Origin of the sequence: Clostridium sp. HBUAS56010 (assembly GCF_007115105.1) — a bacterium.
Lineage (GTDB): Bacteria > Bacillota > Clostridia > Lachnospirales > Lachnospiraceae > Lacrimispora.
The window spans coordinates 466,062-487,855 of sequence record NZ_SULJ01000001.1 but is presented as its reverse complement, the minus strand read 5'-3'; the positions used below and the strand labels follow the sequence as shown (position 1 = coordinate 487,855).

Below are 21,794 nucleotides of genomic sequence, written 5' to 3'. Positions count from 1 at the left end.
ATGCTGGATATTAAAAATGTAAAAAAGACGTTTAACAAAAATACAATAAACGAAAAAAAAGCATTAAATGGAATCAATCTTCATCTGAACGAAGGTGATTTTGTTACGGTAATAGGCGGAAACGGAGCTGGAAAGTCAACCACCCTTAATATGATTGCCGGTGTGTATCCCATTGACTCTGGAAAGATTGAGATTGATGGGGTCAATATTTCCCGTTTTCCTGAATTTAAGCGTGCCCAGTACATTGGTCGTGTATTTCAGGACCCCATGATGGGAACAGCGGCTGGAATGGAGATTCAGGAGAATATGGCTCTTGCTTACCGCAGAGGAAAAGCAAGAAGTCTTGCCTGGGGAATTAAAATCAGTGAAAAATCATTTTATCAGGAAGCATTGACAAAACTTGGGCTTGGACTTGAAAATCGTATGACCAATAAAGTAGGACTTTTATCGGGAGGACAAAGACAGGCACTCACGCTTTTGATGGCAACACTGCAAAAACCAAAGCTTCTTCTTTTAGATGAGCATACAGCAGCACTTGATCCGAAGACTGCCAGAAAGGTTCTTGAGATCACCGAAGAAATTGTGGAAGAGCAGAATCTTACTACACTGATGATCACTCATAATATGAAGGATGCCATCCAGATCGGCAACCGGCTCATTATGATGCACGAAGGCCGTATTATATACGACATATCAGGAGATGAGAAGAAAGATCTTGAAGTGGAAGATCTGTTAAAGAAATTTGAAGAAGCAAGCGGCGAAGAATTTACCAATGACCGAATGATGCTGGCAAAATAAAAATGTGGGGTGAAAGCTGACCAGTCAGCAGTACCCCACATTTTTTTGTATAGAATCGAAATAATGGTACAATATGTTTCAAAATGTAATAGAATCTTAATACTTTTTTTATATGTCCAATATCGCAAATCCTGTCAGAATATGCTATACTTAGGCGAATAGACTCATGATCCATGGTCTGAATCAATATTCCGGTAGTAAACATGAGATGGAGAGAATACACAACATGGAAAATAACAGTGATAAAAAAGATTATGTGATTCGTTTGGATAAAGCAAGAAAGAAGCGCAGTAAGAATGACTATAAAAAGATTTTGATTGTAGGAGGTGCAGGTGTCCTTTTTGCAGCCGTTATCATTGCGGGGGGAGCATCTGCAATCAGAAATCATAAGACGGCTCCTGTGGGTCCTGCGACTGCATCTGATGCCAGCCCTTCAGACGCAGTGGATTCCCTGGAGGCCTCAGCCAGGGAAGACGGTAAATCGCCGGAAGAGATAAAAAAGGAAGCAAAAGAGCGGGAGAGAGTAATCAGTTCTTATAAGGAGCTGGGAATTGTAAAAGCAACTGGTTATCTGAATGTCAGAAAAGAGCCAGGCACCGATGCAGATGTCATTGGAAAGCTTCAGGGAGACGGGGCATGTGAGATTCTGGAGAAAACGGATCAGGAGTGGTATAAGATATCTTCAGGCGGCATAGAGGGATATATCCATTCTGAATATGTGCTGACAGGAAATGAAGCGAAGAAAAAGGCGGAAGACCTTGTGAAATTAAGAGCCATTATTCAGGCGGACAGCATGAATATCAGACAGGAACCCTCCAAAAGCTCTAACCCGGTTGGACAGGCTCTTATCAATGAGAGGTATGAAGTCCTTGGTCAGACCGATGGCTGGATTCAGATTGCATCCGGATATCTGTCCTCTGAATATGTGAAGCTGGAATATTCCCTTAATGAAGCGAGAAAACTGGATTTAAAGGCAATGGTATTTAATTATTATAAGAATATTGGTATTTCCGATGTTGATAACTATTTGAATGTAAGGGAAGAACCCAATGAGAATGGGAAAATCATTGCGAAGATGCCAAGTAAAGCTGCAGGTAATATTTTAGAGACTACAGATGATGGCTGGTATAAGATTCAGTCAGGCAGTATAACTGGCTATGTGAAATCTGATTATATTTTAACCGGGCAGGCAGCCAAAGATGAAGCGTTACAGGTGGCAGAGCTGATGGCAATTGTCAATACAGATATGCTCAATGCGCGTTCAGAGCCAACCACAGAATCCAAGATCTGGACCCAGGTTTCCAATAATGAGAGATATCCGGTTTTAAAGCAGATCGACGGCTGGGTTGAGATTGAGCTGGAAGAGGACAGCAATGCTTATGTATCTTCTGACTTTGTTGACGTGCGTTATGCACTTCCCCAGGCAATCAAGTTTTCACCTTTGGAAGAAAAGAGTAATGCACAGACTTCTGCCAGAACCCAGATGGTCAATTATGCCCTCCAATACCTTGGCAACCCCTATGTATGGGGAGGAACCAGCCTTACAAAAGGCGCGGACTGTTCCGGGTTTACCATGTCCATTTATTCCAAATTTGGAATCGGTTTACCCCATTATTCCGGTGCCCAGTCTAATATGGGGAAATCCATTACTTCGGCTGAGATGAAGCCGGGAGATCTGCTGTTCTATGCCAACAGCCGTGGAACGGTGAATCATGTAGCCATGTATATTGGCAATGGACAGATTGTACATGCCGCCAGCCGGCGCAGCGGTATTAAGATTTCCACCTGGAATTACCGTAAACCAGTAAAGATACGCAATATAATCGGCAATTAGCATGTGAAAAGAAAGCCCCTGAGAGAACTGGTAATTCCAGTCTTCTCAGGGGCTTTTCTGTTTTTGCTTTATTTTATTTTCCTGCTTTTTCCCGGTTATAATTGATCAGACAACCGGATTTAACAATTGCCCGTTCTTCTGGTGTCATCTCTGCGATGTGAAGCTTCATTTCATGAATTGGATTGCCTTTTGTATTCCTGATTACATAAGCTGGAATATGTTCCATATCTCCGTCAAGAGCAGTCCGGATGCCAGGAACGTAGATGAAATCACCTACTTCAAAGTCGGGATCTTCATCAAGAAGGAATGGAACCATTCCCCAGTTCATAACATTGGAGCGGTAACGTTTGGTTGCATATTCGTGAGCAATATTGGCAAGACCGCCAAGAACTCTTTGGCAGCTTGCAGCCTGCTCCCTGGCAGATCCATCGCCAGGTTTCACCGCATAGATCATGCTTCCTATTTCTGTTTCAGAAGCACTTAAATCAGGATTGTTTAAATAAAGACGAAGAGCCTCAAACGCATCCTTTAATTCATCACTTACGGTTAATGGGCAAGTGCCGCTTTTTCGTGCCTGTTCCAGTTCATTTACTTTTTTTGAACGTCCCACGTATTCTGGATCTCTCCGTGAAAGAGTAAATTCTGCAAGACCCAGAGGGTTCGAACGATAAGAGGAAGTCTCGCCGGAAGGAATCAGTTCATCGGTAGTAGTAACAGGGTCCATGATCTTTGAACATACCCGAAGCAGAATGTTCTCAGTCAGAGCGCTCATTGCAGGCCAGTCTTTAATGTTTGGTCCGTTTACCAGCTCAGATTCACCCTGGGGATTGCCATAGCCCTGATAAACCCTTCTTTCATAAGAAGAAGGATCAAATTCATAAGCAGGAACTTCATAATTATCCATACATTCTTCGGCAGAGGTCAGATAACCTCCATTTGCAGCGGTTGCAGCAATTGATCTGGCATCCATTAAGGCAACGCAGGAGATCTGACCGCTTCCAGGCTTTGATCCCTCTCGGCTTGGGAAGTTCCTTGTAGTATGACGAATGCTTAAGGTATTATTGGCAGGAGTATCTCCAGCACCAAAACAGGGACCGCAAAATGCTGTACGGATGGTGGCACCAGTAGCCATTAATTCCGTAATGGCACCTTTCTTCACCAGATCCATATAGACAGGCTGGGAAGATGGATAAACGGATAAGTTAAATACATCGTTGCCGCAGTTCTTGCCATTTAAAATATGGGCTGCCATCATGACATTCGTATAATTACCTCCTGCACAGCCTGCAATAACTCCCTGCTGAACCATTAATCTACCGTTAACAATTTTATCGGTGAGAGACAGGCTTGCCTCAGAGTTTTCCGTAAACTGAGCTGCTTCTTTTTCTACAGTCCGGAGAATATCCTCCAGATTGTTGTTTAATTCGTCAATCTCATAGGTATTGCTTGGATGGAATGGAAGTGCGATCATCGGTTTGATTGCGCTTAAATCTACGGTAACAACCCCATCGTAGTAGGTGACGTCAGCCGGATTAAGCTCCTTATAATCATTGCCTCTGCCGTGAAGCGTTAAATATGCTTTTGTATCTTCGTCGGTTCTCCATACAGAAGACAGGCAGGTGGTTTCTGTTGTCATAACATCAACACCGTTTCTGTAATCAGTATCCATAGAAGCTACTCCAGGACCTACAAATTCCATAATTTTGTTTTTTACATAGCCATTTTTAAATACTTTTCCAATGATTGCAAGGGCAACATCGTGAGGACCCACTGCAGGAGAAGGTTTTCCAGTCAGGTAAATTGCCACAACACCGGGATAAGCCACATCATAAGTATCACAAAGAAGCTGTTTTACCAGTTCGCCGCCGCCTTCTCCAATTGCCATGGTTCCTAATGCTCCGTAACGGGTATGGCTGTCAGAACCAAGGATCATCCTGCCGCATCCTGCCATCATTTCCCTCATATACTGGTGAATAACTGCAATGTGGGGAGGAACAAAAATTCCACCGTATTTTTTGGCAGCAGAAAGCCCAAATACATGGTCATCCTCATTAATAGTACCGCCTACCGCACATAAGGAGTTATGGCAGTTGGTCATAACATAGGGAATAGGAAACTCCTTAAGTCCGGAAGCCCGTGCTGTCTGAATGATTCCTACAAATGTAATATCATGGGAAGCCATGGAATCAAAGCGCAGCTTTAAATGTTCCATGTTGTCGGTTGTGTTATGTGCCTGTAAAATGGAATAGGCAATGGTTCCCTTTTTTGCTTCTTCTTTATTGATTTCTTTTCCTGTTATTGCGGCAGCTTTTTGGGATTCATGTTCCGGAATCAGTTCTGTACCATTTAAAAGATAAGCTCCGCCTTCATATAAGTTTACCATAATTATCGTTCCTCTCTGTTTATGTAGGGATTTGTTTCACCCACGTATTTGGTTGCCGGACGCATGATTCTTCCGTCGTACATCTTATTTTCTATGTTATGTGCCAGCCAGCCAGCCATTCTTGCGCAGACAAACAGGGGAGTATACATCTCCTCTGGAATTTGCAGCATATTATAAGCAAAACCGCTGTAGAAGTCTACATTATTAGAAAGTGTTTTTCCGTTTCTTGCAAGATAGGCCTTGGCAACAGATTCAAATTTTGCAAGGAATTCATATTCCTCTACCCGGTCCTTTTGCCTTGCCAGTTTTTCACAGCATATCTTTAACAGATCTGCACGAGGGTCAGACATAGTATACACTGCGTGGCCAAGACCATATACAAGACCTGAATTGTCATAAAAATCTTTGGAAAGGATTCTTTGAAGGACTTTTTTCATCTGGGCTTCTGTTGCCTGGAGTCCGATCTCATTTTTAACAGCAGTCAGCATCTCGCTGCATCGGATATTTGCACCGCCATGTTTGGGACCTTTTAAAGATCCGATGGAACCGGAGATTGCGGAATAGATATCCGTTCCCGTAGAAGAAATCACAACATTGGTAAACGTTGAGTTGTTTCCACCGCCATGATCTCCATGAATCATAAGCATCACATCTAAAAGGCTGGCTTCCTGGGGAGTGAAAATTCCATCGTGGCGCAGCAGATAGAGAATGTTTTCTGCAATGGAATATTCTGGTTTCGGATAATGAATAACAAGGCTTTCCCTGTCGTAATAATGAATTTTACTTTGATATGCGTATACAGCAAGGGTTGGAAGTTTTGCCAGAATATTAATTCCTTTTAAAAGGATCTGGTAGGGATCGGTATTATCCGGATCATTGTCATAATCATAAAGAGCAAGAATGCTTTTTTGAAGACTGTTCATTAGATTCTTTGATGGTGTACGAAGCATATTCCTTTCGAAGAATTCGTTGGGGAGAGGATAAAACTGCTGTAAAACTGTTGTGAAGTCTTTTAATTCCTTATCTGACGGAAGATATCCAAAGAGTAGAAGAAAGGAAGTTTCTTCATAACCGTAGCGGTCATTGCCTTTCCCGTTAACCAGATCGCTGATCTCGATTCCGCGGTAGTATAATTTTCCGGGAACATTCACTTTTTCCCCATTCTGATATTCATAGCCTACAACATCGGATACACGGGTTAAACCTACAATAACCCCGGTTCCGTCTTCGTTTCGAAGTCCTTTTTTTACATCATGTTCCTTAAATAAATGATTGGGAATATCGGTGTAATTGGATGACTTACCAAACGTTTGTGCAATGAAAAGGTTGTTCATACGATGCTCTCTCCTTTTTTTCAGATTAAGCCAAAGCTCAGGGTCGGAATACTTTTATACAAAAGCAGCGCATACGGAATCTCCGGCGCTGCCTTCATTGGCAATCGAATGTAACTGGCTTTTTTATTGTTTGATAGTTTAACATGGAAAAGTATCAAAGTCAATAACTTGTTATGATCACAATTAAAATATTGTTAGTCAAAAGAACAAAGACAGACAATTTTCGACATTGATCTTATGTTTTGGTGGATGCAAGCATATTTTTGCTGTTTTCTCCACATCATAAGGAAACTACCAAAATCAGATCAAACAGGAGGTTTTTAAGGTGAGAGAGTATCAAAATAAAAATAGCAATCAGAATCAGGCTCAAAATAATGAGAATAACGAAAATAGCCAGAATAACGAAAATAATCAAAACAACGAAAATAATGAAAATCTTTCCACAGATAACAACCAGAAAGAAAATCTGGATGAAAAGAAAACCGAAAAAGATATAGAGCAGAAAGAGGACCAGAAACTGGAGGAATATGGTCAGATGACCTTGGATGACAACGCCAATAAGCGTAAAATCCATCTGCTATCCATTATTGGAGAAATTGAAGGTCATGAGAATCTTTCCAGTAATAGTAAAGCAACAAAATATGATCATATTCTGCCTAAATTAGCTGAGATTGAAGATGATGATTCCGTGGAAGGGCTGCTGATTCTTCTCAATACCTCTGGTGGAGACGTGGATGCAGGACTTGCAATTGCAGAAATGATTGCATCCTTAAGTATTCCTACGGTTTCCCTGGTTCTTGGCGGAAGCCATTCCATTGGGGTTCCTCTGGCTGTCTGTACAGATTATTCTTTTATTGTTCCTACAGGAACCATGATGATTCATCCAGTCCGCATGACAGGGATGGTAATTGGTGCATCCCAGACTTATGAATATTTTGAGATGATTCAGGATCGTATTTTAAGTTTTGTCTCCGGACATGCAAAAATCGCCTATGACCAGTTAAAACGTCTTATGCTAAACACAGAGATGCTGACAAGAGACCTTGGAACCATGCTTGTTGGAGAAGAAACCGTAAAAGAAGGATTGATTGATGAAGTGGGCGGAATTAAAGATGCGCTGCAAAAATTATACGATTTGATGGAAACTGCTTCCTGTTAATCATTGCAATTTCCCCGATTTTTTTGTATACTGATACCAATGGATAGAAGGGGGAAGTATTGTGCCTGAGACTACAAAAAAGAAGACAACAGAAAAAAAGGGGACAAGAGGGACAAGCGGAAGAAGAAAAAGAGCAGTAAATAACAGCTCTAAGAATAAAGTGGTCCTGCCAGAACCGGAATTCATCCACTCAGAAATCGTTATTATGATGTCATTTGCCGCTGCGGCAATCCTCTTTTTAAGCAATTTTGGGTTATGCGGTATCGTAGGAAGCTTTTTACGCAGTGTGCAGCTTGGCATCTTTGGAGGAATCGGATATATTGCACCGGTTATTTTATTTGCGGGCACTGCGTTTTATTTTTCGAACCAGGGGAATCCCAGAGCAACATTTAAACTAGCGTCTTTTTTGTTGGCGCTGGTTTCTTTGTGTGGTTTTTTGCAGCTTTTGTTTGGTATGAGCGATGGCAGAGGAACGTCACTGATTGATATTTATATGGAATCTTCTGCGGATGGCAGAGGCGGCGGTTTGATCGGCGGACTGCTGGCAGAGGGGCTGACAGCAGTGATTGGCGTGGTTGGCGCTTATCTGGTGATTTTGGTTCTTTTGATCATTTCCGCTGTCTGCATTACGGAACGCTCCTTTGTCAATATCGTGAAAAAAAGCGGTGGAAAAGCTTATCAGCATGCAAGAGAGAATCTTGATGTACACCGAGAAATCCATGCAGAGCGGCAGGAGGAGCGAAGACGCCGGAGAGAAGAACAGAAGCTTCGTGGGGTAAATCTGGGAGCCACAGATTTGTCTGATGCACATTCGGAAGATTTTTCTGAACGAATGTCGTTGGATTTTGAAGCGGAGCTGATGGAGGAAGATCGTTCAGAGACGGAAGAACTGTCCGGTGATCCTCAGATTCATGCAGGTCAGTTGGCTGCTGTAACAGCAGGTGAGGTTGAACCACGGAATTTTGCAGACATTTTCTCGGGAAGCATTTCCCCTGTAGAAGAGATGGAAAAAGAAGAAGATATGGTTCCGTTCGTTCCGGATGACTGGGAAGAAGAACCTGTGATGCCGGAAGTGGAAGAACCGTCTATATATAGGAAGAAAGACAACCGGACCTTGCAGGAGATGGAGATTCTGTCGGAGGAACCTGAGCGTGAACAGGAAGAGGAAAAAGAAGTGTTTTCCATCCCTGAAGAACCAAAGCAGGTTGTTACTGCTTCCGGTAAAGTGATTGATACGGATACAGAGGCATTGCAGAAAAAGCTGGTTAAAAAACGAGAAGAAGCAGCCGTGAATGGAGATTTAAGTGTTACCCAGCAGATCAAGCAAAAAGAAGAGGTTGCCAAGCCGGAATATAAGTTTCCTCCAATTACTCTGCTGAAAAAAGGAAAAGCAGCCGTATTTTCTGATCAGGAATATAGAAAGACTGCCATTAAACTTCAGCAGACACTACAGAATTTCGGAGTTGGAGTTACTGTAACTAATATTAGCTGTGGACCTTCTGTGACAAGATATGAACTTCATCCGGAGCAGGGAGTGAAAGTCAGTAAGATTGTAAGTCTGGCAGATGATATTAAGCTAAGCCTTGCCGCTGCAGATATCCGGATTGAGGCACCGATTCCAGGAAAGTCAGCGGTGGGAATCGAAGTTCCCAATAAGGAGAATAATGTGGTTTATCTGCGGGATATTCTGGAAGCTAACAACTTTAAGACTCATCCATCAAGCATTGCTTTTGCAGTTGGAAAGGATATTGGAGGACAGGTAGTTGTTACGGATATTGCAAAGATGCCCCATCTGTTAATTGCAGGTGCCACAGGCTCTGGTAAATCAGTGTGTATTAATACCTTGATTATGAGTATTATTTTTAAAGCTGATCCAGAGGATGTAAAGCTGATTATGGTGGACCCGAAAGTGGTGGAGCTGAGTGTGTATAACGGAATTCCCCATTTACTTCTTCCTGTGGTTACTGATCCGAAAAAGGCATCTGGCGCCCTTAACTGGGCAGTGGCTGAGATGACGGACCGGTATAACAAGTTTGCCCAGTACAATGTCCGGGAAATTAAGGGTTATAATAAGAAAGTGGAAAGCCTGAAAGAGATAGAGGATGAAAACAAACCGAAAAAGATGCCGCAGATTGTTATTATTATTGATGAGCTTGCAGACCTTATGATGGTTGCTCCGGGAGAGGTGGAAGATGCGATCTGCCGTCTTGCACAGTTGGCAAGAGCAGCCGGAATTCATCTGGTCATTGCGACTCAGCGGCCGTCTGTCAACGTTATTACAGGACTGATTAAAGCAAATGTGCCTTCCAGGGTTGCATTTGCTGTTTCTTCTGGTGTGGATTCCAGAACCATCATTGATATGAACGGGGCAGAAAAACTTCTTGGAAAAGGAGATATGCTCTTTTATCCGGCCGGTTATCCCAAACCTATGCGGGTACAAGGTGCTTTTATATCGGATACAGAAGTTTCAAAAGTGGTGGAATTTCTAACCGAACAAGGTATGACTCCATCTTATGATATGGAAGTGGAAAGTATGATTGCCTCGGCACCCGTCCAGGGAGATGCAAAAGGCGGGGGAAGTGACCGGGATGAATACTTTGTTCAGGCAGGTAAATTTATTATTGAAAAAGATAAGGCTTCTATCGGAATGCTGCAGCGAATGTTTAAGATTGGCTTTAACCGGGCTGCCAGAATTATGGATCAATTGGCGGAAGCCGGAGTGGTAGGCGAAGAAGAAGGAACAAAGCCAAGAAAAGTACTGATGAGTACAGAAGAATTTGAGGAGTTATTGGAGCAGGGGTATTGATATAGAACGATATCATTACATAAAAGGAGGATCATACAGATGAAGACAGATATCGAAATCGCACAGGAAGCCAGAATGATACCAATTAAAGAGGTTGCAGCATCTTATGGAATTACAGAAGATGATTTGGAATTTTACGGGAAATACAAGGCAAAACTGTCTGATGAGCTTTGGAATCAGGTAAAAGAAAGAAATAATGGGAAACTTGTTTTGGTTACAGCGATTAATCCGACTCCTGCAGGCGAAGGAAAGACTACCACTACAGTTGGTCTGGGAGAAGCATTTGGAACCATGGGGAAAAAGGCTATTGTGGCACTTAGGGAACCATCTCTTGGACCTTGTTTTGGAATCAAAGGCGGTGCGGCAGGAGGCGGCTATGCCCAGGTTGTTCCCATGGAAGATTTAAATCTGCATTTTACAGGTGATTTTCATGCCATTACTTCTGCCAACAATCTTCTGGCAGCTTTGCTGGATAACCACATCCAACAGGGCAACGCTCTTAATATTGACTCCCGTCAGATTCTCTGGAAACGCTGTCTGGATATGAATGACCGTGCATTGCGCAATATAGTGATAGGGCTTGGAGCCAAAGCAGACGGGTTTGTGAGAGAAGATCATTTTGTTATTACGGTAGCATCAGAGATTATGGCTATCTTATGTCTGGCAGATGATATGGCAGATCTAAAAGAACGCCTAGGAAAGATTATTGTAGCATATAATTATGCAGGAGAACCTGTGACAGCCGCTCAACTGGAAGCAGTAGGTGCTATGGCAGTTTTATTAAAAGACGCTTTAAAGCCCAACCTGGTTCAGACATTAGAGCATACGGGCGCCATTGTTCATGGAGGACCTTTTGCCAACATTGCACATGGCTGTAACAGCGTACGCGCTACAAAGACAGCTATGAAGCTGGCGGATATTGTAATCACGGAAGCTGGATTTGGTGCTGATTTAGGCGCAGAGAAATTTATGGATATTAAATGCCGCAAAGCAGGTTTAAAGCCGGATGCCATTGTGCTGGTAGCAACCATAAGAGCTCTGAAATATAATGGCGGAATACCAAAGGACCGGTTAAATGAGGAAGATATTCCGGCTCTCAAACGAGGAATTGTCAATCTTGAAAAGCATATTGAAAATATGCACAAGTATGGAGTCCCAGTCATTGTTACCCTGAATTCTTTTCTTACAGACACCCAGGCAGAATATGAGTTTGTCAAGACTTTCTGTGAAGAAAGGGGCTGTGAGTTTGCCCTTTCGGAAGTATGGGAAAAAGGTGGAGCAGGAGGAGTGGAGCTGGCAGAAAAAGTGCTTCACACACTGGAACATAAAAAGAGTGAATTTGCCCCTCTTTACCCAGATGAAATGGAATTAAAAGAAAAGGTTAAAACCATTGCCAGAGAGATTTACGGTGCAGCGGATTTAACATATGCACCGGCTGCCCAAAGAGCCTTTAAAAAATTTGAAGAAATGGGATTTGGCAATTTGCCTGTGTGCATGGCAAAAACACAGTATTCCCTTTCTGATGATCAGACGAAACTTGGACGTCCGGAAGGCTTTGAAATTACGGTCCGGGATGCGTTTGTTTGTGCAGGAGCTGGTTTTGTGGTGGTTTTAACGGGTGCAATTATGACGATGCCTGGACTTCCAAAAAAGCCGGCAGCAAATAGTATTGATATTAATAACGATGGAATAATCACCGGATTGTTCTGATTGGGAGGTTCTATGAAATTCAGTGAATGGTTAAAAGACTTAGAATATGAGCTCATACAGGGCGATCTTGATGTGCAGGCAGAAGAAGTGATCTATGACTCCAGAAAGGCAAAAGAAGGCGCCGTATTTGTATGTATGAAAGGAACCAGAATAGATTCCCATGAATTCATTCCTTCCGTAGTGGAAGCAGGAGTCAGGATCGTGGTGGTTGAGCAGCGGGTAACAGTTCCGGCAGGAGTGACTGTTATTCTTGTACATAATGCAAGGGAAGCTCTGGCAAAACTTTCGGCGGCGAGATTTGGATATCCGGCTGAGAAGATGATTACAATTGGAGTGACCGGGACCAAAGGAAAGACCACCACCACCCATATGATCAAGACCATTTTGGAAGCCTGCGGAAAAAAGGTTGGTATGATCGGAACCACTGGAATCGTCATAGATCAGACGGTGACACCTACAAAAAATACGACTCCAGAATCCTATGAACTTCATCAGGCATTTCGCAGCATGGCAGATGCCGGTTGTGAGTACATGGTGATGGAAGTGTCTTCCCAGGCATTTAAGATGCACCGGGTAGATGGAATTATGTTTGATTATGGTCTCTTTACTAATATTTCCCCGGATCATATCGGCCCGGATGAACACGAAGATTTTGAAGAATATCTTCGTTATAAATCACGGATTTTCCACTGCTCAAAAACCGGGATCATGAATCGGGATGACTCCCATTTTGAACAGGTAACAGCGGATGCGGCATGTGATCTTTATACATTTTCCCTGGATAAAGAAAATACGGATTTTAAAGCAGACAATATTCATTATGTGTCCCAGACCGATTTTGTGGGTGTGGAGTTTGATGTGAAAGGGAGGTACCCCCTTTCTGTGAGATTGAACATCCCAGGGCGCTTCAACGTTGCCAATGCCCTTGGTGCTGTCAGTGTTTTAAGCTTTCTTGATCTTCCAAAAGAAAGAATCTGCCATGGTTTGGAACATTTAAGTGTGAATGGTCGGATGGAGATCGTATATACTTCTGATCTTTGCACTGTAATTGTGGATTATGCACATAATGCAGTCAGCATGGAAAGCCTTCTTACAACCTTGAGAGACTATAAGCCCAAACGCCTTGTCTGTGTCTTTGGCTGCGGAGGAAACCGGGCGAAGGACCGACGTTATTCTATGGGAGACAGCGCAGGACGTCTGGCGGACTTTACCATTATAACTGCGGATAATTCCAGGTTTGAAAAGACCGAGGATATTATTGCAGACATCAGAGGAAGCCTTGAAAAGACTGGTGGAAGCTTTATAGAAATTCCTGACCGGAGAGAAGCCATTGAATACAGCATTATGAATGCAAAACCAGGTGATATGATCGCTGTTATTGGAAAAGGTCATGAGGACTACCAGGAGATGAATGGTGTCCGGCATCATTTTTCAGACAGGGAAGAAGTGCTGAAAGTGGTAGAGACCTTAAATCGTTAAAATCAATAAAATAGAAATGAAAACGCCGGAAGCTGGATTGTGGCTTTCGGCTTTTCCACGAAACAATGGCAGGACTGTGCAGTTTAGATGTACAGAAAATGGAGGAAATAATGGTAGATATAACAGTAAAAGAAATACTTTTAGCAACAAGGGGCCGGCTTCTGTGTGGAAGCGAGCATACCGTGTTGGAACATATAAGCATTGACTCCAGAAATAACGAAGAAAATTCCCTGTTTGTTCCTTTAATTGGTGAACGTGTGGATGCACACCGCTTTATTAAACAGGCATTGGATCAGGGGGCAGCGGCAACTCTCACCAGTGAACATGACTCCATGGATTCAGAAAAGCCATGGATCAGGGTAGAAGATACAAAAAAAGCGCTGCAGGCAATTGGAAGTTTTTATCGGGAGCGTCTGACGCTTCCTTTGGTTGGCATAACAGGCAGCGTGGGGAAAACCACCACCAGAGAAATGGTCGCCTGTGCGCTTTCTGCCCGTTTTAAAGTCTATAAAACTCCTGGAAATCACAATAGCCAGGTGGGAGTTCCCATTACCATTTCTGAGATATTGCCGCAGGATGAAATTGGTGTGATTGAACTGGGTATGAGTGAACCCAAAGAGCTGACAGTGATTGCTAAAATTGCCAGAATTCAGATGGCTGTCATAACGAATATCGGTGTAACTCATATTGAACAGCTTGGTTCAAGGGAGAATATTTATAAAGAAAAGCTTACCATTCAGGATGGGCTTACAGAAGGCGGCATCCTCTTTCTTAATGGAGATGACGACCTGCTAAGGGATACAAAAGCCAAAGCAGGATGCCGGACAGTCTATTACGGCACTCACAGCAATTCTGACTACCGGGCAGAAAACATTCATTTAGAAGAAGGGTTTCCTGTCTTTACTGCAGTGTGCAAAGATCAGAGAGTTCCTGTCAGGCTTTCGGTTATGGGAAGCCACAACGTATTGAATGCCCTGGTCTCTCTGGCTGTTGCAGCCGAATGCGGTATTGGATTGGAGGAAGCGGCTGACTGCCTTAGCAGATTTGCTGGGTTTAAGAACAGACAGCAGATTTATGAAGCGGGTGGAATGACCATTATTGATGATACTTATAATGCAAGTCCTGTTTCCATGAAAGCCGGATTAGAGGTTTTAAATTCCATAACAAAAATAAGAAGAAAGATTGCTGTTCTGGCGGATATGAAGGAACTGGGACCGGATGCGCCCTTATACCATTATGAGATCGGAGAATACATTGTCAGACATCCGGTTCAGGAAGTGGTAACACTGGGAGCGTTAGCCGGAGAGATTGCAAGGGCGGTAAAAGAAAAATCGCCGGATATTCTGGTAAAAGAATTTATGAACCCAGAAGAACTAGTTGCTTATTTAAAAGAGGAATTAAAAGAGGGAGACGGTGTCCTCTTTAAAGGCTCGAACAGTATGAAACTTACCCAGGTGGCGGATCAGTTCCATTTAGATTGACAAACGAAAGATATAAGATAGAAACAGGTGAAGGCATGGCAGAACGATATGCACGGATTATCATTGATATTTCTCATGAAAAAGTTGATAGAATCTTTGATTACCGGATACCCGAAAAGCTTTATGAAGAGGTAGTTGTGGGCTCACTGGTTCTGATCCCTTTTGGCAAAGGCAATTCCATGCGAAAAGGGTATGTAGTGGGTATTACTTCCAATGCAGATTATGACAGGGATAAAATTAAAGAAGTAGCAGGGGTTGTGACGGACAGTATAACCGCAGAATCCCTGCTTATTTCCCTTGCCTGGTGGCTGAAAGAACAGTATGGTTCCACGATGAATCAGGCTTTGAAAACGGTGCTCCCGGTTAAGCAAAAGATTAAACCAAAAGAAAAAAAGGTGCTTCGCTGTCTTTTGTCAAAAGCTGAGCTTTTAAAGGCGTTGGAGGAAGCAGAGAAAAAAAGTTACAAAGCCAGAGTCCGCTTATTTGAAGCATTTATAGAGAATCCGATGATTCCATATGAGATTGCTTCCAATCAGATGAATCTTTCTGCAGCTACCTTAAAACCTTTAGTAGAGAAAAAATATGTACGCATTGAATCCGAGGAAGTATACCGCAATCCCATAAACATGGAGTTAGAAAAAAAAGCCAGAATCTGTTTAAATCAGGAACAACAGGTGATCGTTGACAGCTTTTGCCGGGACTATTCTGACAATGTCCGAAAAACCTATTTAATCCACGGGGTAACGGGAAGCGGCAAAACAGAGGTTTATATGGAATTAATAAACCGGGTCATTCAGGATCAGAAGCAGGTGATTGTTCTTATTCCGGAGATTGCCCTGACTTATCAGACTGTTATGCGTTTTTATGGAAGATTTGGCAGCCGTGTCTCAATTATTAATTCCAGACTATCAGCAGGAGAACGTTACGATCAGTTTGAGAGAGCCAGAAAAGGGGAGATTGACATTATGATCGGTCCCCGTTCCGCTCTTTTTACTCCGTTTTCCCGTCTGGGATTGATTCTTATTGACGAGGAACACGAGGGAGCATATAAAAGTGAAGTGGTACCCAGATATCATGCAAGAGAGGTTGCCGAAAAAAGAGCGTCTCTTCAGGGAGCGTCTTTAGTGCTTGGTTCAGCGACTCCATCTTTGGAAGCGTACACAAAGGCATTAAGAGGAGAATATGAGCTTTTTCATCTGACAACACGGGCAAAAAAAGACAGCACCCTTGCGGAGGTATCCATTGTAGATTTAAGACAGGAGTTAAAAGAGGGAAACAAATCTATATTTAGCAGATCTCTCCAGACATTTATGAAAGACCGGTTGGAGAAAAAAGAGCAGATCATGCTGTTTATGAACCGGAGAGGCTATGCCAATTTTGTTTCCTGCCGCTCCTGTGGAGAAGCCATACGCTGTCCCCACTGTGATGTGACACTGACCCTTCATCATAACAGCCGTCTTGTCTGCCATTATTGCGGCCATTCTGTACCGATGCCGGATAAATGTCCTGCCTGTGGTTCCCCTTATATTGCTAATTTTGGAGTTGGAACACAAAAAATCGAACTGATGACGAAAAAGATGTTTCCAACTGCCCGGGTTCTCCGTATGGATCTGGATACCACGAAGAAGAAGGGTGGACATGAAAAGATCTTAACTGCATTTGCCGAGGGAGAAGCAGATATTCTGATTGGAACCCAGATGATCGTGAAAGGTCATGATTTTCCTAATGTAACTCTGGTGGGAGTGCTGGCTGCGGACCTTTCATTAAATACACCGGACTATCGTTCAGCAGAAAGAACCTTTCAACTTTTGACCCAGGCAGCAGGAAGGGCGGGAAGAGATTTAAAACATGGGGATGTGATCATTCAGACATACAGTCCGGAGCATTACAGCATTGTAACCGCCGCTAAACAGGACTATGAAACCTTTTACAAGCAGGAAATTGCATACCGGCGTCTCATGAAATATCCACCTGAAAATGTATTACTGACCATTCAGTTTTCTTCTGCCAGAGAAGAAATTTTAACTCTGGCTTCTTCAAAGACGGCTGATTTTATTACGCCTCAGGCGGAGCAGGCAAAGGCACAGATAATCGGTCCGGCAGAGGCTTCTGTATACAAAATTAATGATATATATAGAAAAATTTTATACTTGAAACATGAAAACTATGATATACTAATAAAAATCAGGGATCAGATTGACGGTTTTTCAGAAACACATCCAGAATTATTTAACCAGATAATGATACAATATGATTTTTCATAAATGAGAGGATATTAAGATGGCTATTAGAAAGATTAGAACCATTGGAGACGATATATTAAGAAAAAAATGCAAACCCGTAAAGGAAATCACACCAAGAATCATAGAATTGGTTGAAGATATGTTTGAAACCATGTACGAAGCCAACGGAGTCGGTCTTGCAGCTCCTCAGGTGGGAGTTTTAAAACAGATTGTTGTCATTGATGTGGACGACGGCAATCAGTATGTTCTCATCAATCCGGAGATTATAGAGACCTCCGGAAGTCAGACCGGACCAGAAGGCTGTCTGAGTGTTCCGGGAAAGTCCGGGACCGTAACCAGACCTAATTATGCGAAAGTAAGAGCTTTTGATATTGAGATGAATCCCTTTGAATTAGAGGGAGAAGAATTATTAGCCCGTGCCATCTGTCATGAATGTGATCATTTAAGCGGAGACTTATACGTAGACAAAGTGGAAGGCGAATTAGAAGATGTCTCTGATGTTCTGGAAGAGATGGAGGTTGAGGAATAAGTATGCGCATTATTTTTATGGGAACCCCTGATTTTTCTGTACCTGCTTTAAAAGCGTTAGTAGAAGCAGGGCATGAGGTTGTCGCTGTTGTGACACAGCCAGATAAACCAAAGGGCAGAGGCAAAGAGGTTCAGATGCCTCCTGTTAAGGTACAGGCTCTGGAGTATGAAATTCCTGTTTATCAGCCGGTAAAGGCAAAAGATCCGGAGTTTATAAAAATCATGGAAGACCTTGCTCCGGATGCTATGGTAGTGGCTGCATTTGGCCAGCTCCTGCCAAAACGCATTCTGGACATTCCAAAGTACGGCTGTATAAACATTCATGCTTCCCTGCTTCCCAGATACCGGGGAGCGGCTCCGATCCAGTACGCAGTGATTAACGGAGAAAAAGAAAGTGGAATTACCACTATGATGATGGCGGAAGCTCTTGATACGGGAGATATGCTGGATCAGGAAGTGGTGGTTCTTGACCCGAAAGAGACGGGAGGAACTCTCCATGACCGATTAAGTGCCGTAGGCGGTGTATTGATTGTAAAGACATTAAAAAAGCTGGAGGAAGGGACTGCAGTCCGTATCCCTCAGGATGAATCCCGGCATAACTATGTAGGCATAATAAAAAAATCCATGGGTGATATTGACTGGTCTATGGACGCGGAAACCATTGAAAGGCTCATCCGGGGCTTGAATCCCTGGCCCAGTGCCTATACCAGCTGGAATGGGAAAGTGTTAAAGATCTGGGAGGCAACAGTTGTAGAACAGGATTATGAAGGAATCTTCGGTCAGGCAGTGGTAGTTGACCGTGATCATCTGATCATAAAGACTGGAAAAGGTGGTTTGTCTATCAGAGAACTGCAGTTACAAGGAAAAAAGCGCATGGATATCAGCGCATTTTTACGCGGATACCAGATTGTGGAAGGAACTGTTTTTGAAAGGAGTGTCTGATTATGTTTTTTGGAGGAATGATGGGGTACTATTACGACCCGACTTTGATTTTTGTGATCATTGGAGCAATTTTATCCATGGCTGCATCAGCCAGAGTAAACAGCACTTACCGGAAATACTCAAAAGTAAGAAGCATGTCAGGAATGACGGGTGCAGAAGCTGCGAAGCGCCTGTTGTCCTCTCAGGGAATTTATGATGTCCAGGTCCGGCAGGTAAGCGGGCAGTTAACGGATCATTACGATCCAAGAAGTAAGACTGTGAATTTATCCGATACTGTTTTTGGATCTACTTCTGTTGCAGCCATTGGAGTTGCGGCTCATGAATGCGGTCATGCAATGCAGGATCATAACGGATACATTCCCTTAAAATTCAGAGGTGTGATTGTGCCCGTAGCCAATATTGGTTCCCAGGCAGCTTTTCCGATTATCCTGTTAGGCTTTTTTATTGGCGGAGTTGGCTCTCCTCTGGTTAATATCGGACTGCTTTTATTTTCTCTGGCTGTTCTGTTTCAGCTTGTAACTCTTCCTGTGGAATTTAATGCTTCGCGCAGAGCTGTTACGCTGTTAGGAGAAGTTGGAATCCTGGGAAGTGAAGAACTGGGGCATACCAGAAAAGTTCTGGGAGCTGCAGCTCTTACCTATGTGGCTGCTTTAGCGGCAACCGTACTGCAGCTTGCAAGGCTTGTATTTTTATTTGGAGGAAGAAGAAGCGATGACTAAAGAGACAGACAGCAGGGAGATCGCTCATGATATTCTTATGGAGATACTGGAACGGGGCGGTTACAGCCATATTATTCTGCGGCAGGCACTGAACAAGTTCCAGTATCTGGATAAGGCGGAGCGGTCATTTATATCCCGGACTGTGGAAGGAACGCTGGAATATCTGATCCAGATTGACTATGTCATTGATTCTTTTTCCAGTACAAAAGTTAAGAAGATGAAGCCTGTCATTCGCACAGTTTTGCGGATGTCGGTTTATCAATTATTATATATGGACCGGGTTCCGGATTCCGCTGTATGCAACGAGGCAGTAAAGCTTGCAGCAAAGAGAAAGTTTACCGGTTTAAAGGGTTTTGTTAATGGTGTTCTTAGAAATATCTCAAGAAATAAAGAAAACATAGAATGGCCCGATGATTCGGTTCGCTATTCCATGCCCCAATGGATTGTTTCCAGATGGAAGAAATCCTATGGAGAAGCTGTGTCAGGAACTATGATGGCTGCTTTTTTAAAGAATCGCAGGCTGACTGTGCGCTGTAATTTAACAAAGGCTTCCAAAGAACAGATTTTAAACAGTTTGCAAGAACAGGGTGTAACTGTAACCGAATCCGGAATATCAGAACAAGTGCTGTATCTGGAAGGATATGACCATCTGGAGGGGCTTCTGGCATTCCAAAATGGTTCCATTCAGGTTCAGGATCTCAGTTCTGTTTTTGTTGGAGAAGTTGCCGGACCAGAAAAAGGCGACTATATCATAGATGTATGCGGCGCACCTGGAGGAAAGAGCATTCACCTTGCAGATCAGCTTCATGAAACAGGCATGGTGGAAGTGCGGGATTTAACAGATTATAAAGTGTCTCTGATTCAGGAGAATATTGAGCGGTGTGGATTTACCAACATAAGGGCAAAGGTTCAGGATGCTCTGATACTGGATGAAGAATCGATAGGAAAGGCTGATATTGTAATTGCAGATCTGCCCTGTTCCGGTTTAGGTGTAATTGGTAGAAAACCGGACATTAAGTACCGGCTGGAACCAGAGGATCTTTCATCTTTGGCTGCCCTTCAACGGGAGATTCTTTCCGTGGTTCAGCAATATGTCAAACCAGGCGGGAAATTGATATTCAGCACCTGCACCATTAATCATGAAGAGAACGAAGACAATGTCCGTTGGTTTCTGAACCAGTTTTCCTATGATCCCATTGATTTAACTGGAAAAATGGGAAAGATGGTTCAGTCGGATACCATGGAACAGGGGTACGTCCAGTTATTGCCGGGAATTAATCCTTGTGACGGATTCTTTCTTTCGGCATTTATAAAAAGGTAAAATCAGATGGAAAAAACAGATATAAAATCTCTGGATTTGGAGAAATTAACATCCTATATGGAGTCAATTGGAGAAAAACCATTCCGTGCAAAACAGCTTTATGAATGGATGCATAAAAAACTGGCTTCTGATTATGATGAGATGACAAACCTTTCAAAATCTCTGAAAGAAAAACTGCTGCAGTCAGCAGCATTTACCTCCCTTACAGTTGTAGAGGAAAAGATATCAGCTATAGATGGTACAAGAAAGTATTTATTCGGTCTTTCTGATGGAAATATAATCGAAAGTGTTTTAATGAAATATAAACATGGCAATTCTGTCTGCATTTCTTCCCAGGTGGGCTGCCGTATGGGCTGCCGTTTCTGTGCATCGACTTTAGACGGTCTGGAACGGAATCTGACTGCTTCCGAAATGCTTGACCAGATATACCGGATTCAGAAGCTTACAGGGGAGAGAGTATCCAATGTCGTTGTGATGGGGTCTGGCGAACCGATGGATAACTATGAAAATTTAATTCAGTTTATCCGTCTCCTTACTGATGAGAATGGTCTTAATATCAGTCAGCGTAATATTACAGTATCGACTTGCGGTATTGTGCCGGGAATTCTTAAACTGGCAGAGGAAGATTTGCAGATCACCCTCGCACTTTCTCTTCATGCACCCAATGACCAGGTGCGGAAAAGTCTCATGCCGGTTGCAAACCGTTATTCCCTTACGGAGGTATTGCAAGCATGTAAGACGTATTTTGAAAAGACTGGGCGCAGACTTACCTTTGAATACAGTCTGGTAAGCGGAGTGAACGATAATCTAAAAGAAGCCGCGGCTCTTTGCACGCTTTTAAAGGGGATGCATGGACATGTGAACCTGATTCCGGTCAATCCTATTAAAGAACGGGATTATGTACAGTCAGAACGGAAAGCAATTTTGGATTTTAAAAATCATCTTGAAAAAAACGGAATTAATGTTACTATAAGAAGAGAGATGGGGCGCGATATTAACGGTGCCTGCGGACAGCTCAGAAAAAGCTTTATTAATCAGGAGCAATAAGGAAAGGGGA

At 43.0% G+C, this 21,794-nt stretch carries 15 protein-coding genes; 13 read left to right on the top strand and 2 right to left on the bottom strand.

What is annotated here, in order from left to right:
* Together FAY33_RS02335 and FAY33_RS02330 are read left to right on the top strand one after the other, a co-directional pair.
* On the top strand, positions 1 to 798 hold the full coding sequence (locus FAY33_RS02335) for an ABC transporter ATP-binding protein (protein WP_143319151.1): 798 nt from the start codon (positions 1 to 3) through the stop codon (positions 796 to 798).
* A 226-nt stretch (positions 799 to 1,024) separates the two neighbouring features.
* On the top strand, positions 1,025 to 2,632 hold the full coding sequence (locus FAY33_RS02330) for a C40 family peptidase (RefSeq protein ID WP_185967462.1): 1,608 nt from the start codon (positions 1,025 to 1,027) through the stop codon (positions 2,630 to 2,632).
* A 73-nt stretch (positions 2,633 to 2,705) separates the two neighbouring features.
* Here the strand turns inward: FAY33_RS02330 and FAY33_RS02325 are convergent, their stop codons facing one another.
* Positions 2,706 to 5,015, bottom strand: coding sequence for a hydratase (locus tag FAY33_RS02325; RefSeq protein WP_143319150.1), 2,310 nt, complete (start codon positions 5,013 to 5,015; stop codon positions 2,706 to 2,708).
* Between the two features lie 2 nt (positions 5,016 to 5,017).
* Positions 5,018 to 6,349 carry a citrate synthase gene (locus tag FAY33_RS02320; RefSeq protein WP_143319149.1) on the bottom strand — a complete coding sequence of 444 codons (1,332 nt, stop codon included), beginning with the start codon at positions 6,347 to 6,349 and terminating at the stop codon, positions 5,018 to 5,020.
* A 466-nt stretch (positions 6,350 to 6,815) separates the two neighbouring features.
* Between FAY33_RS02320 and FAY33_RS02315 the strand changes: the two genes are divergently transcribed.
* The 11 genes from FAY33_RS02315 to rlmN all read left to right on the top strand — a co-directional run bounded on the left by FAY33_RS02315 (position 6,816) and on the right by rlmN (position 21,784).
* Complete coding sequence (locus FAY33_RS02315) at positions 6,816 to 7,508, top strand: ATP-dependent Clp protease proteolytic subunit (protein WP_143319578.1); 693 nt, start codon at positions 6,816 to 6,818, stop codon at positions 7,506 to 7,508.
* Positions 7,509 to 7,569: 61 nt separating this feature from the next.
* Positions 7,570 to 10,314, top strand: a complete 2,745-nt coding sequence (locus FAY33_RS02310; RefSeq protein WP_143319148.1) for a DNA translocase FtsK — start codon at positions 7,570 to 7,572, stop codon at positions 10,312 to 10,314.
* Positions 10,315 to 10,353: 39 nt separating this feature from the next.
* Entirely contained in the window at positions 10,354 to 12,024 is a 1,671-nt protein-coding gene (locus tag FAY33_RS02305; protein WP_143319147.1) for a formate--tetrahydrofolate ligase, read from the top strand.
* A 12-nt stretch (positions 12,025 to 12,036) separates the two neighbouring features.
* Positions 12,037 to 13,503 carry a UDP-N-acetylmuramoyl-L-alanyl-D-glutamate--2,6-diaminopimelate ligase gene (locus FAY33_RS02300; RefSeq protein ID WP_143319146.1) on the top strand — a complete coding sequence of 489 codons (1,467 nt, stop codon included), beginning with the start codon at positions 12,037 to 12,039 and terminating at the stop codon, positions 13,501 to 13,503.
* A 110-nt stretch (positions 13,504 to 13,613) separates the two neighbouring features.
* The gene (murF, locus tag FAY33_RS02295; RefSeq protein ID WP_143319145.1) at positions 13,614 to 14,984 is read left to right on the top strand and encodes a UDP-N-acetylmuramoyl-tripeptide--D-alanyl-D-alanine ligase; all 1,371 of its coding nucleotides are present in this window, start codon (positions 13,614 to 13,616) and stop codon (positions 14,982 to 14,984) included.
* Positions 14,985 to 15,019: 35 nt separating this feature from the next.
* A complete protein-coding gene (gene priA / locus FAY33_RS02290) occupies positions 15,020 to 17,248 on the top strand; it encodes a primosomal protein N' (protein WP_143319144.1) in 2,229 nt (742 codons plus the stop codon).
* Positions 17,249 to 17,264: 16 nt separating this feature from the next.
* Positions 17,265 to 17,756 (top strand): peptide deformylase, encoded by a 492-nt coding sequence (def, locus tag FAY33_RS02285; protein WP_143319143.1) that lies wholly within the window; start codon positions 17,265 to 17,267, stop codon positions 17,754 to 17,756.
* 2 nt (positions 17,757 to 17,758) lie between these two features.
* A complete protein-coding gene (gene fmt, locus FAY33_RS02280) occupies positions 17,759 to 18,697 on the top strand; it encodes a methionyl-tRNA formyltransferase (protein ID WP_143319142.1) in 939 nt (312 codons plus the stop codon).
* A 2-nt stretch (positions 18,698 to 18,699) separates the two neighbouring features.
* On the top strand, positions 18,700 to 19,416 hold the full coding sequence (locus FAY33_RS02275; RefSeq protein ID WP_143319141.1) for a zinc metallopeptidase: 717 nt from the start codon (positions 18,700 to 18,702) through the stop codon (positions 19,414 to 19,416).
* A complete protein-coding gene (gene rsmB, locus FAY33_RS02270; protein WP_143319140.1) occupies positions 19,409 to 20,737 on the top strand; it encodes a 16S rRNA (cytosine(967)-C(5))-methyltransferase RsmB in 1,329 nt (442 codons plus the stop codon). Before FAY33_RS02275 ends, rsmB begins: the two co-directional genes overlap by 8 nt.
* A gap of 6 nt (positions 20,738 to 20,743) precedes the next feature.
* Entirely contained in the window at positions 20,744 to 21,784 is a 1,041-nt protein-coding gene (rlmN, locus tag FAY33_RS02265; protein WP_143319139.1) for a 23S rRNA (adenine(2503)-C(2))-methyltransferase RlmN, read from the top strand.
* Positions 21,785 to 21,794 lie beyond the last annotated feature (10 nt).